11 protein-coding genes and 1 tRNA gene are annotated in these 11,992 nt (G+C 71.0%); 4 read left to right on the plus strand and 8 right to left on the minus strand.

What is annotated here, in order from left to right; genetic code table 11:
• Window positions 1-3: 3 nt before the first annotated feature.
• Window positions 4-210 carry a hypothetical protein gene (locus HJG52_RS19555; protein WP_240978280.1) on the plus strand — a complete coding sequence of 69 codons (207 nt, stop codon included), beginning with the start codon at window positions 4-6 and terminating at the stop codon, window positions 208-210.
• Complete coding sequence (locus HJG52_RS19560) at window positions 207-866, plus strand: aminodeoxychorismate/anthranilate synthase component II (RefSeq protein WP_171245325.1); 660 nt, start codon at window positions 207-209, stop codon at window positions 864-866. Before HJG52_RS19555 ends, HJG52_RS19560 begins: the two co-directional genes overlap by 4 nt.
• 113 nt (window positions 867-979) lie before the next feature.
• Here the strand turns inward: HJG52_RS19560 and pknB are convergent, their stop codons facing one another.
• The 6 genes from pknB to HJG52_RS19590 all read right to left on the minus strand — a co-directional run bounded on the left by pknB (window position 980) and on the right by HJG52_RS19590 (window position 8,579).
• Window positions 980-2,863, minus strand: coding sequence for a Stk1 family PASTA domain-containing Ser/Thr kinase (pknB, locus tag HJG52_RS19565; RefSeq protein WP_240978281.1), 1,884 nt, complete (start codon window positions 2,861-2,863; stop codon window positions 980-982).
• An 88-nt stretch (window positions 2,864-2,951) separates the two neighbouring features.
• Window positions 2,952-4,409 carry a peptidoglycan D,D-transpeptidase FtsI family protein gene (locus HJG52_RS19570; protein WP_171245326.1) on the minus strand — a complete coding sequence of 486 codons (1,458 nt, stop codon included), beginning with the start codon at window positions 4,407-4,409 and terminating at the stop codon, window positions 2,952-2,954.
• On the minus strand, window positions 4,406-5,791 hold the full coding sequence (locus HJG52_RS19575) for an FtsW/RodA/SpoVE family cell cycle protein (RefSeq protein WP_171245327.1): 1,386 nt from the start codon (window positions 5,789-5,791) through the stop codon (window positions 4,406-4,408). The genes HJG52_RS19570 and HJG52_RS19575 overlap by 4 nt, the downstream gene beginning before the upstream one ends.
• A 7-nt stretch (window positions 5,792-5,798) precedes the next feature.
• Entirely contained in the window at window positions 5,799-7,196 is a 1,398-nt protein-coding gene (locus HJG52_RS19580; RefSeq protein WP_171245328.1) for a PP2C family protein-serine/threonine phosphatase, read from the minus strand.
• Window positions 7,197-7,208: 12 nt separating this feature from the next.
• Window positions 7,209-7,733: an FHA domain-containing protein FhaB/FipA gene (locus tag HJG52_RS19585; protein WP_171245329.1), complete on the minus strand. Its 525-nt coding sequence runs from the start codon at window positions 7,731-7,733 to the stop codon at window positions 7,209-7,211.
• A 9-nt stretch (window positions 7,734-7,742) separates the two neighbouring features.
• Entirely contained in the window at window positions 7,743-8,579 is an 837-nt protein-coding gene (locus HJG52_RS19590; protein WP_171245330.1) for an FHA domain-containing protein, read from the minus strand.
• Between the two features lie 144 nt (window positions 8,580-8,723).
• Here HJG52_RS19590 and HJG52_RS19595 point away from each other — a divergent pair.
• Window positions 8,724-8,806: transfer RNA gene (locus tag HJG52_RS19595), tRNA-Leu, on the plus strand.
• A 364-nt stretch (window positions 8,807-9,170) separates the two neighbouring features.
• Entirely contained in the window at window positions 9,171-10,031 is an 861-nt protein-coding gene (locus HJG52_RS19600) for a mechanosensitive ion channel family protein (RefSeq protein WP_171245331.1), read from the plus strand.
• Between the two features lie 49 nt (window positions 10,032-10,080).
• Here the strand turns inward: HJG52_RS19600 and HJG52_RS19605 are convergent, their stop codons facing one another.
• Window positions 10,081-11,427 carry a DUF3422 family protein gene (locus HJG52_RS19605; RefSeq protein ID WP_171245332.1) on the minus strand — a complete coding sequence of 449 codons (1,347 nt, stop codon included), beginning with the start codon at window positions 11,425-11,427 and terminating at the stop codon, window positions 10,081-10,083.
• A gap of 4 nt (window positions 11,428-11,431) precedes the next feature.
• Complete coding sequence (gene trxA, locus HJG52_RS19610; protein WP_171245333.1) at window positions 11,432-11,863, minus strand: thioredoxin; 432 nt, start codon at window positions 11,861-11,863, stop codon at window positions 11,432-11,434.
• Window positions 11,864-11,992: the final 129 nt, after the last annotated feature.

Genomic DNA, 11,992 nt, shown 5'->3' on the forward strand with positions numbered 1-11,992 from the left:
GAGATGTTGTATGCCGCGATCTGGCGGGCGCTGCCCGGTCCCCTCGTCGTGCGGGCGCTGATCGCGCTGGTGCTCGTGGCGGCCGTGGTCGCGGTGCTGTTCCTGTGGGTGTTCCCGCACGTGGCGCCGTACATGCCGTTCAACGACAACACGGTCGACACCTCGGGTGCGGCCCGTGCGGCCGGTGCCGCCGCGGGTGGTGCGCGATGACGCGGGTGCTGGTCGTCGACAACTACGACTCGTTCGTCTTCACGATCGTCGGCTACCTCCAGCAGCTCGGCGCCGAGTGCGAGGTCGTGCGCAACGACGCGGTCGGCCCCGCTGACGGTGCCGACTTCGACGGGGTGCTGGTGTCGCCCGGGCCGGGCACACCCGAGGAGGCCGGGGTGTCGATGGCCATGATCGAGGCGTGTGCCGAGCGCTCGCAGCCGATGATCGGCGTCTGCCTGGGGCACCAGGCGCTCGGGGTCGTGTGCGGTGCCACGGTCGGGCGTGCGCCGGAGCTGTTGCACGGCAAGACCTCGCAGGTGGCCCACGACGGCACCGGCGTGCTGGCCGGGCTGCCGTCGCCGTTCACCGCGACCCGCTACCACTCCCTGACCATCGAGCCGTCGACCGTGCCGGACGTGCTGGTCCCGACAGGGCACACCGAGTCCGGCGTCATCATGGCCGCCCGGCACCGCGACCTGCCGTTGCACGGCGTGCAGTTCCACCCCGAGAGCGTCCTCACCCACGGCGGTCACCGCATCCTCGCCAACTGGCTCGAGCTGTGCGGCCTCACCGGGGCCGTGGAGCGCTCGGCCGGGCTCAGCCCGCTCGTGCGGGACGCCGAGGGCGTCGCCCGCGCCGTCGCCGCCGGCAGCTGACGGCGGCGCCCCGACTGCGGCGTCACCCCCTCGCAAAACGGGGGTTGCTGACACGAAACGGGGGTTCAGAACACCCGTTTCGTGCACGCAACCCCCGGATTGCGGGTGCGCCGTCAGGGGGTCTGGCCGGTGGTCGGGGTGCTGGCCGGGCCGGTCGGCGTCGTGGTGGTCGTGCTCGGGGTGGGCGGCGGCGTCGTGGTCGTCGTCGACGGGGTCGCCGTCGTGGTGGGTGTCGGCGGCGGGGGCTGGGCCACCGTGATCGTCACGGTCGTGCCCTCGTCGACCTTGGTGCCCGCCTTGATGCTCTGGGCGATGACGGTGTTCTCCGGCTCGCTGCTCTCCTTGAACACTGTCTTGACGTTGAGGCTCTTGGCGTTGAGGTCGTCCGATGCGTCGCTGCGCGTGCGGCCCTGCAGGTCCGGCACGCTCACCTTGCCCGAGGACACGCTCAGCGTCACCGTCGAACCCACCGCCACGGTCTCGCCCGCGGCGGGCGAGGTCGAGACGACCTTGCCCTTGTCGACACCTGAGTCGTCCACCTCCTTGTTCGACGCGGCGACCTTGAGCCCGAGGTTGGTCAGGGTCGTCTTGGCCTCCTCCTGGTCGTAACCCTTGAGGTCGGGCAGGTCGACCGTGTCCGGCCCGATCGACACGCTGAGGCTGACCACGCTGCCGGGCGCGACCATCTCGGCGCCACCGGGGCTCTGGTCCACGACCGTGCCCACGTCCTTGGGACTGTTGACCTCGTTGGTCTCCGGCTTCAGGCCGGCCGCGCGGATCTCGGCCTGGGCCGTCTCCACCGGCTTGTTGACGACGCTCGGCACGGCCACCTGCTGCTGCGGCTTGTCGCCACCGTCCAACAGGGACCGGCCGAACAACCCCAGCACCACGAGGGCGCCGAGGACGGCCGCCACCAACAGCACGTACATGAAGCCGCGCCGCTTCTTGGGCTCGTCGTCCGGGTCGTGGCCCACGGCCGGGAGGGTCGCGGTGTTGCCGTTCCCACCCCCGGCCGGCTGGCCGGCATACCCCGCCCCGGCAGGGAGGACGGTCGTGGCGGCCGCGGCGCTCGCGGGGGCCAGCGCGACCGTCGCGTCCGCCCCAGCAGCAGCGGCCGTGCCGCGCGCGGCGTCGCTGATGGGGCGCCCGAGCCGCGCCGCCTGAAGGTCCGCACGGAAGGCGGTGGCGTCCTGGTAGCGGGCCTCGCGGTCCTTGGCGAGCGCGTGCAGCACGACCGCGTCGAAGGCCGCCGGGATGTCGGGGTTGAGCGAGGACGGCCGCGGCGGCTGCTGGCCGACGTGCTGGTAGGCGATGGCCACCGGCGAGTCGGCCTGGAACGGCGGGCGGCCGGTGAGCAGCTCGAAGAGCAGGCACCCGGTGGAGTAGAGGTCGGAGCGGGCATCGACGTGCTGGCCCTGCGCCTGCTCGGGTGAGAGGTACTGCGCCGTGCCGATGACCGCCTGCGTCTGGGTCATCGTGGCGTTGGTGTCGGCGACGGCGCGGGCGATGCCGAAGTCCATCACCTTGATCTCGCCGTGCCGGCCGATCATCACGTTGGCCGGCTTGATGTCACGGTGGACGATGCCCATCCGGTGGCTGTAGGCGAGCGCGTCGAGGATGCCCTCGGTGATGCGGGCTGCCTCGGTCGCCTCCAGCGGCGCGCGCTCGTTCAGCACCTCGCGCAGCGTCTTGCCGTCGACGTACTCCATGACGATGTAGGGCACCGGGACGGTGGCGCCCCCGGCGTCGGTGATCTTGTCCTCGCCGGAGTCGTAGACGGCCACGATCGAGGCGTGGTTGAGCCCGGCGGCCGACTGCGCCTCGCGGCGGAAGCGCGAGAGGAACGTCGCGTCGCGCGCGAGGTCCGAGCGCAGCATCTTGATCGCGACCGGTCGGCCCAGCCTCGTGTCGTGCCCCAGGTGCACCTCGGCCATGCCGCCACGACCGATGAGCTCACCCACCTCGTAGCGACCGCCCAGCATCCGCGGCCCTGTCATCGCATGCCCCTGCGCATCGTTGCCCGTCCCTGCGTCGTCCTGCACCTGTCCCCGGAATTCCCTTTCCCGTATGCCGTTTGCCCGTGTGTCATCGGCCCAGCACCGCTTCCATCACAGCCTTGGCGATGGGCGCGGCCACCCGGCCACCGGCCGCCTCGTTGCCCGCGGTGCCGCCGTCCTCGACCACGACGGCCACGGCAACCTTCGCGTCGTCAGCGGGCGCGAACCCCGTGAACCACGCGTGCGGCGGCTGACCCGGCCCCTGCTGGGCGGTGCCGGTCTTGCCGGCCACGGACACGCCACTGATCTGCGCCGCAGTGCCGGTGCCGCTCTCCACGACCTTCTGCATCATCCGCGTCAGCGCACCGGCGGTGTCGGCGGACACGGCCTGCGACATCTGCTCGGGGCTGGCCTCGTCGATCGTCTCGAGGTCGGAGGACGTGACCCTGCCGACGAGGTAGGGCTTCATGACGATGCCGTTGTTGGCGACGCCCGCGGAGATCATCGCGACCTGGAGGGGCGTCATCCGCACGTCGTACTGGCCGATTGCGGACTGCGCCAGCTGGGGGGCGTTGAGCTCGGCCGGAACGCTGCTCGGCGTCACCGTCATGGGGACGGAGATGCGGTCGCCGATGCCGAACTTCGCTGCCTGCGAACGGAACTCGTCCGCGCCGAGCTCCATGCCAAGCCACCCGAACGCCGTGTTGCACGAGATCTCGAGGGCGCGGGTGAGGGTGACGCGGTTGTTCGGGCCGCACGCACCGGGGAAGTCGTTGGGCAGGTTGGTCGTCGTGAGCGGCAGGTCGAGCGTGGCCGGTCCGGGGATCGAGCTCTCCTCGGTGAACTTGCCCGACTCGAGGGCAGCCGCGGCCGTGACGACCTTGAACGTCGACCCGGGCGGGTAGAGGTTGCCGGCGATCGCGCGGTTGACCATGGGCCGGCTCTTGTCGGCGTTGAGCTCCTTCCAGGCGGCCTGCACCTTGGCGGTGTCGTGGCTGCTCAGGACGGAGGGGTCGTATGCCGGGTGGCTGACCATCGCGAGGATGGCGCCGGTCTTCGGGTCGAGGGCCACGACGGCACCCCGCTGGTTGCCGAGCGCTTTGTCGGCGGCGGCCTGCGCCTTGGCGTTGATGGTGAGCTCGAGGCTGGCGCCGGACTGCTCCTTGCCGGTGAGGATGTCGGTCACCCGGCGGTAGAACAGCTTGTCGGACGAACCGGACAGGAGCGCGTCCTCGGCACCCTCGATGCCGCCGCCCGCACCGTAGGTGAACGAGTAGTAGCCCGTGATGTGCGAGTAGAGGTCCTTGCCCGGGTAGGTGCGCAGCCACTTCAGCTCGTCGTCGGACGGCACCGAGCGGGCAATGGGGTTGCCGCCCACGAGAATCTGTCCGCGCTCGCGGGCGTAGTTGGCGAGCAGGGTGCGCCGGTTGTCCGGGCGCTCCTGCAGCTCCTTGGCCTGGACGAACTGGATCCACGTCGAGGAGAGCAGCAGCGCGGCGAACAGCAGTGCGACCAGGGTGGAGATGCGGCGGATCGGTGCGTTCATCGCACGGCCACCACCTCGGTCGGTGCGTCGTTCGTCGCGTTGGGACCGCTGCGCACCTCGGCGACCGGCCGGCGGGCCTGGTCGCTGATGCGCAGGAGCAGGGCGACGAGCGACCAGTTGGCGAGCAGCGAGGAGCCGCCGGCCGACAGGAACGGCATGGTCAGACCGGTGAGCGGGATGACCCGGGTGACGCCGCCGACGACGACGAAGCACTGCAGCGCCACCGAGAACGCCAGCCCCGCCGCGAGCAGCTTGCCGAACCCGTCACGCACACCGAGTGCCGTCCGCAGGCCGCGCTCGACGAGCAGCACGTAGAGCATGAGGATCGCGAACAGGCCGACCAACCCAAGCTCCTCACCGAAGCTGGGGATGATGTAGTCCGACTCGGCGAACGGCGTGAGGTAGGGGCGGCCGCGGCCGAGCCCGGTGCCGAGGAGCCCACCGGCCGCCATGCCCATGAGGCCCTTGGCGAGCTGGTCGGAGACGGCGAGGGTGTCCGGCGAGAACGGGTCGAGCCAGAACTGCACGCGCTGCTGCACGTGCCCGAAGAGCAGGTAGGCCACGTAGGCGCCGACGCTGAACAGGGCGAGGCCGATCGCGATCCACGAGATGCGCTCGGTGGCGACGTAGAGCATCACGACGAACAGGCCGAACAGCAGCAGCGAGGAACCCAGGTCGGTCTCGAAGACCAGGATTCCGAGGCTGAGGATCCACGCGACGAGGATCGGGCCGAGGTCACGGGCCCGGGGGAAGGTGAACCCGAGGACCTTGCGGCCGGCCAGGCTCAGGGCGTCGCGGGTCTGCACGAGGTAGCCGGCGAAGAACACCGCCAGCACGATCTTCGCGACCTCACCGGGCTGAAAGGTGAACGGCCCCAAACCGATCCAGATGCGCGAGCCGTAGACGGTGCGGCCGATGCCGGGCAGCAACGGCAGCAGGAGCAGGACGAACGCGACGGCGCCGGCGGTGAAGGTGTAGCGCCGCAGCACGCGGTGGTCGCGCAGGAACCACAGCACCCCGGCCGCGATGACGACCGACAGGGCGCTCCACATGAGCTGACGCGTGCCCTGGGCCTCGCCGATGCTGCGACCGGCGGCAAGGTCGAGCCGGTGGATCATCACCAGACCGAGCCCGTTGAGCAGGGTGGCGATCGGCAGCATCACCGGGTCGGCATACGACGCCTTGAAGCGCAGGACCAGGTGGAACCCGACCGCGAGCACCAGCAGGCCCACGACCTGCGTGGTGAGCCCGGCGGGCACCTCGTTGTTCACCGCCAGCGAGACGTTGACGTAGGCCAGCACGACGATGCCGACGGCCAGCAGCAACAGCACCAGCTCGACGTTGCGGCGGGTGCGGGGCGGGTGGCTGGAGACGGTGCTCATAACGGGTTCATCGCGTGCTGCTGGTGGGGCTGGTCGGGCTGGGCGGGCTCGTCGGGCTCGTCGGCGACGGGACGGTGGTCGACGTGGTCGTGGAGGGAGTCGGTGTCGTCGTGGTCGGCGAGGGGGTGGACCCCGGGCCGGAGGCGCACTGTTCGCCGAGCGCCCGCGCGACGGCGCAGCGTGAGGCCTCGGAGCGCAGCTGCTCGACGACCGCTTGGGCGTCGGCCAGGGTGTCGGCGGTCACGGTGTCCTGGACCCGCGTGCGGTAGAAGTCGGGCAGGTCGCTGACCCGCACGCTCGAGGACTCCTCGACGTGCGACAGCTTGACCGGGCCGAGGTCCTGCGAGACCCCCTGGTAGATCGCCACGGTGCCGTTGTCCTCACCGACGAACCACTGCCGCTGCGTCCATGTCCACGCGGCATACGCCCCACCGCCGATGACGATGAGGGCCACCACGAGCACGGCGATGCGACGCAGCCAGCGTCCCGGTCCGGCGGGCCCGTCCTCGGCGAGGCGGACCTCCTCGGGGTCGTCCTCGTCGTCGTCGGACCCGGTGGCCTCACGGGTGAGGGCCGCAGCCTTCTCGGCCGGGGTCACCGGGATCGGGCGCGTGCCACGGCGGGAGCGGACCGCGGCGGCGCCGACGACCTGCGGCTGGGTCGTGGCCTTCTCGGCCCGGGTCGCGTCGATCACGTCACCGATGACGATGGTGACGTTGTCCGGGGCGCCGGCCTTGAGGGCGAGCTGCACCAGCCGGTCGGCAGTGGGCCCGGGGGCCTCGCCGGCCGTCAGCACCTCGGCGACGGTGTCGGCGGCGACGTAGTCGGTGAGCCCGTCGGAGGCGATGAGGTAGCGGTCGCCGTCGCGGGCCTCGCGCACCGTGATGTCGGGCTCGTCGTCGGGTGCGCCGGTGAGGACCCTCGTCACGAGCGAGCGCTGCGGGTGGCCGATGGCCTCCTCGGGGGTGATGCGGCCCTCGTCGACGAGGCTCTGGACGAACGAGTGGTCCTTGGTGATCTGGTTGACCTCGCCGTCGCGGACGAGGAATGCCCGCGAGTCGCCGATGTGGGCGACGACCAGCTTGTTCTGCGCGCGCAGGATCGCGATGAGCGTGGTGCCCATCCCGTGCAGCGACGGGTCCTGCTTGACCATGTCGGACAGCTCGTGGTTGGCCGACGAAATCCGTTGCAGCAGAGCGCGACTCGCCTCCGAGCTGCCGGGCGCCTCGTCGTCCAGGTCGACGAGCGAGCCGATCACGACGGACGACGCGATGTCGCCACCGGCGTGGCCACCCATGCCGTCGGCCATTGCGAGCAGGCGCGGGCCGGCATACCCGGAGTCCTGGTTCTCCGAGCGGACCATGCCCACGTCCGATCGCGCGGCGTAGTTGAACGCGAAGGCCATCGTCGAGGTCGCCTACCGCCGCAGCTCGATGACGGTCTTGCCGATCCGCAGCGTGCTGCCTGCCTGGACGGGGGTCGGTTCGGTGAGCCGGTCGTTGCCCAGCCACGTGCCGTTGGTGGAGCCGAGGTCCTCGACGTACCAGGCGCCGTCGCGCACGAAGATGCGGGCGTGGCGACCGCTGGCGAAGTCGTCGTCGAGCACGAGCGCGGACTCGGGGTTGCGGCCGATGACGGTGCCGGACTCGCGCAGTGGCAGGGCGGTCCCGGTCAGCGAGCCCTGGGTGACGAGCAGCGAACGCGGGGCGTTGCCGCCGCCCGAGCGTCGTCCGCGGTCACTGCGGCCACCGCGGTCATTGCGGGCAGCAGGCGCCGGCGCGGCCTGGGGTCGCTCGGCCGCGCGACGCGACTGGCGCGAGGAGCGCGTCACCACCCGGGTGCCGTAGATGTCGCCGCGCAGCACGCCGACGACGCTGAAGACGAAGATCCACAGGAGCGCGAGGAGGCCGAGCCGGATGATCGTGAGGGTGAGTTCACTCATGTGGGGACGTCACCGCCGACCGGCGCGGTAGGTGACAGAGGTGCGGCCCACCGTGATCCGGTCCCCGTCGGACAGGCGGCCCGAGCTGATGCGCTCGCTGTTGAGGAAGGTGCCGTTGGTCGACCCCAGGTCGCGGATGCTGGCGACGAGGTGGGGGCCGTCGTTGGTCACGCGAATCTCGCTGTGCCGCCTGGAGATTCCCGGGTCGTCGAGGATGATGTCGGCGCTGTCGTCGCGGCCCAGGACCGTGATCGCGCCCATCAAGGGGTAGCGCTCGCCGTCGACGTCGAGCCACGGCCGGTCGGCGGGGTTGACCCGTCTGGGCGGCTTGGGCGGTGCGACCGGCTGCTGCGCCTGCGTCGCCTCCAACCCGTCGTCGTCGGTATGCCGCGTGGCCACCGGCGGTGCGACGCGTGCGGGCGGTGCCGGCGCGGCATACCCGCTCTCGCCCTGGCGGCTGGACGCGCCGCCGGGGCGACGCGCGGTGGACGTGCGGAGGCGGAAGACGCCGGTCTCGAGGTCGTTGGCGCTGGCGAAGGCGACCTGGATCGGGCCACCCGGCTGGTAGCGCTGGGACTCGGCGTGCTCCTGCGCGGCGGCGATCAGCTCGTCCTCGAGCTCCTCGTCGTAGCCGCCGAGCCGGTCGTAGTCGGTGTCGGACAGCTCGACCGTGAACAGGTTGGGGACGATGGTTCGGCCGCGGCCCATGACTGCGGCGCGGTCGTCCATGGCGCGGCGGATGGCGCTGGCGATCTCGACCGGCTGTACCTCGGACTTGAAGGCGCGCGCGAAGGCACCGTTGACGGCGCGCTCGAGCTTCTTCTCGACGCGGTCGAACAGCCCCATCGCGGCGACTCCTCTCGTGCGGCAGGCAGCGTGGTCCGGCCACCGATCGTAACCGGCTGGCGTGGGAGGTCCGCGTAGGCCGTGCGGGTGGAACCGGCCGGTTTGGAGTTCGGCGTGCTGGTGCGCCAGAATGTCCCGGTCCACGCGCAAGTGGCGGAACGGCAGACGCGCTGTCTTCAGGTGGCAGTGTCCTTACGGGCGTGGGGGTTCAAATCCCCCCTTGCGCACTGAACGAAGAAGGACCCGACACGCTTTTTCGTCGGGTCCTTCTTCGTTCAATCAGGCACGCGGGATATGGGAGGAGTCTGCGGCCCAGCGAGGTACGAGCTGGTCCGCAGACGACGGCTCCCCCCTTGCGCACAGGCGAGGGCAACGCCCGAGCTGCCCAACCCCGAGCTGCGCAGCGAGGCGCGTAGCACCCGCCGAGGTGAGCACGCGGCATACACAAAGTGCGGTGTGGCCCGTTTCAGGTGCGCCCCGGTGGGCACAGGTAGGGGTTGCAGCGGCAGCGATGGCCTGTGCGCGCGTCCGGTTCCGGCTGGGCCGCAGGGGCGTCGTGCCGGCCGGCACCGACCGCAAGGAGGAACTCGCATGGCTGACTCATTCACCAATGCAGTAACCGACTTCTTCAGAACCATCGCCACCTTCGTCCCGAAGCTGGTGGCGTTCCTGCTGATCCTGGTGATCGGCTACTTCATCGCCAAGGCGATCGGCAAGGCCGTCGACAAGGTGCTCGAGCGCGTGGGTTTCGACCGCGCGGTGGAGCGTGGCGGCATCAAGAAGGCGTTGGACCGCAGCAGTTTTGACGCGTCCGCGCTGGTGGGGAAGCTCATCTACTGGGCGTTGATGTTGTTCGTCCTGCAGATGGCGTTCGGGGTCTTTGGGCCGAACCCGATCAGCGACCTGTTGACGTCGGTCATTGCGTTCCTGCCCAAGGTCATCGTGGCGATCATCATCGTCGTCATCACGGCGGCGATCGCGACGGCGGTCAAGGAGCTGATCTCGACGACGCTGGGTGGGTTGTCCTACGGCAACCTGCTGGCGAAGATCGCCGCGGTCTTCGTCGTGGCGCTGGGTGTGATTGCCGCGCTCAACCAGGTCGGGATCGCCACGACCGTCACCATGCCGGTGCTGATCGCGGTGCTCGCGACTGTTGCCGGGATCCTCATCGTCGGTGTCGGCGGTGGCCTGGTGCGGCCGATGCAGGCCCGGTGGGAGCAGTACCTGCAGCGGATGTCGGAGGAGACCGGCCGGGTGCGCGAGCAGGTGCAGCAGGCGCCCGGCGTGGCTGAGCAGGCGCGGATGGCCAAGGCGCGTTACGAGGGTTCGGACCCCGGCAGCCACTCGGGCCAAGCTGGTACGCACGCCGGTCAGGTGGGCGAGCGCACCGAGGTGATCGACGCGACCGGTCGTTCGCGGCGCGTATCCGACGACCCGGATCGGCCGCTCTGACCGAGATCGCCCAGGAGGATCGCCCAGGAGGATCGCCCAGGAGGATCGCCTAGGAGTGCGGCGGCGTGCGGGCCTGGTCGTGGATCCGGGCCCGCACGCGTCGCATGCCCAGCCAGGTGCCGAGGATGACCAGTGGCGCGAGCGCGGCCATGAGCCAGACCTTGGAGATGCCGGCCTCCTCGACGACGGGCGCGAGCAGGTAGCCGAGCAGCCCGAGTGCGTAGTAGCTGATCGCCACCACCGACAACCCCTCGACGGTGTGCTGCAGCTGGAGCTGGGTCTCGGCGCGGGCGTCCATGCTGTGCAGGAGTGACTGGTTCTGGGCGGCTCGTTCCACGTCGACCTTGGTGCGCAGCAGGTCGGCGGCGCGCCCGGCGCGTTCGAGCATCCGGCCCAGCCGCTCCTCCAGTGAGGTCACCGTGCGGATCGCCGGCAGGTAGCGCCGGGCGAGGAACTCGCGCAACGTCTGCCGGCCGAGGAACCGCTCCTCGGCGAGCCCGGACAGGCGGTCGTCGACGATCGCGGCATACGCCGCGGTCGCCCCGAACCGGAAGTCGTGCGCCATCGCCAGCCCCTCGAGCTCGGCGGTCACCGACAACAGCTCGTGCAGCAGCTGCTCCCCCGGCTGCTCGGGCTCGTCGAGCTGGGAGACGAGGTGCAGCAGCTGCGGGTCGATGGCGGTGAGCCGGGTCCCGAGCTGCTGGCTCTCGACGAACCCGAGCATCGCCAGCGACCGGTACGTCTCGAGCTCCACCACCCGCTGCACCGTGCGCCCGACGCGACCGGGGCCGATGTCGGGTGGCACGAACAACACGAACCGCGTGTAGCCCTGCCGGTCCGCCCGGAAGTCGCCCGCCAGCACGGCCGCTCCCCCGAGGACCCGGGTGATGAGGGTGCTCCCCGGGTCGAGCCACGCCGACACCCGCTCGACCACCTGCTCGGGCGTCGACGGCAGGGGCAGTACCGCCACCGCCACGGCGGCGACCCGGGTCGCCGGGTCGGCCGCTTCCCACTCGGGCGGGAAGACGTCGGCGGCGTCACCCGCGAACGGGTCGGTGCTCGGGAAGCCCGAGCCGTTCCCGGCGTCAGGCTCGGGCCGCACCGCGGTGTAGGACGTGAACTCGGTGTGGCTCTCCCAGGTCACCTCCCACGGTCCGCGCCGGAACACGTGGTGCCGCGCGCCGTCCAGCGCGTCAGCGGTCGCCGAGATCAGGGCCCGCAGCTGGCGTTCGTCGTCGCCGCGGTCCCGCACGGCGGCCGCGGCCGGCTGGGCGAGCGCGAGGTGCAGCACCAGGGCCGGGGCCCCGAAACGGGGCGCGGGTCGCGCGTGCAGCTCCTCGAGCAGGGGCACCCGCCCGGGGTGGTCGAGCTCCCCCCGTGCTCCGTTGGCCTCCACGGGGTCAGCCGCGCCGGTCCAGCGCGCCGGTGATCTGGCTGCGCAGCACGGGTGCGGGTTGGGCTCCGATGATCGTGTCGACGACCTCCCCGCGGTCCATGAGCAGGATCATCGGGATGCTCTGGGCCTTGTACTTCATGGCGATTCGCGGCGAGTCGTCGACGTTGACCTTGACGACCTTGACCTGTCCCGCGAGCTCCTTGCTGAGGGTCTCGAGCACCGGCGCGATCATCCGGCACGGGCCACACCATGGCGCCCACAGGTCGACCACGACCAGCGCCTTGGTGTCGACGACCTGGTCGAAGTCGCCGTCCCCCGCGTCGACGAGCCACGGCAGCGGCTGCTTGCAGTGCGCGCACCGCGGTGTCCCCTTCGCGACCAGGGGGAGGCGGTTCTTGGTGCCGCAGTGGGGGCAGGCGATCACCGGGCCGGGCATGAGGGCAGCGTATGCCGCGTGGCCGCCTCGCGCGCGTCACCCGCGCCCCAGCCGCGACCCCCGGAACGGCGCGTTGCGTCCCCCAAACCTGAGCGAACCCGGCTCAAGATTCGGGAACAGTAATCATGT

Origin of the sequence: Knoellia koreensis, assembly GCF_013041615.1 — a bacterium.
GTDB lineage: Bacteria > Actinomycetota > Actinomycetes > Actinomycetales > Dermatophilaceae > Pedococcus > Pedococcus koreensis.

Coding starts and splice junctions, on each gene's coding strand:
- HJG52_RS19570 (WP_171245326.1), bottom strand. CDS start 4,409: ATGAACGCACCGATCCGCCGCATCTCCACCCTGGTCGCACTGCTGTTC.
- pknB (WP_240978281.1), bottom strand. CDS start 2,863: ATGACAGGGCCGCGGATGCTGGGCGGTCGCTACGAGGTGGGTGAGCTC.
- trxA (WP_171245333.1), bottom strand. CDS start 11,863: ATGCCCGGCCCGGTGATCGCCTGCCCCCACTGCGGCACCAAGAACCGC.
- HJG52_RS19580 (WP_171245328.1), bottom strand. CDS start 7,196: ATGGCCTTCGCGTTCAACTACGCCGCGCGATCGGACGTGGGCATGGTC.
- HJG52_RS19560 (WP_171245325.1), top strand. CDS start 207: ATGACGCGGGTGCTGGTCGTCGACAACTACGACTCGTTCGTCTTCACG.
- HJG52_RS19555 (WP_240978280.1), top strand. CDS start 4: ATGTTGTATGCCGCGATCTGGCGGGCGCTGCCCGGTCCCCTCGTCGTG.
- HJG52_RS19575 (WP_171245327.1), bottom strand. CDS start 5,791: ATGAGCACCGTCTCCAGCCACCCGCCCCGCACCCGCCGCAACGTCGAG.
- HJG52_RS19600 (WP_171245331.1), top strand. CDS start 9,171: ATGGCTGACTCATTCACCAATGCAGTAACCGACTTCTTCAGAACCATC.
- HJG52_RS19590 (WP_171245330.1), bottom strand. CDS start 8,579: ATGGGGCTGTTCGACCGCGTCGAGAAGAAGCTCGAGCGCGCCGTCAAC.
- HJG52_RS19585 (WP_171245329.1), bottom strand. CDS start 7,733: ATGAGTGAACTCACCCTCACGATCATCCGGCTCGGCCTCCTCGCGCTC.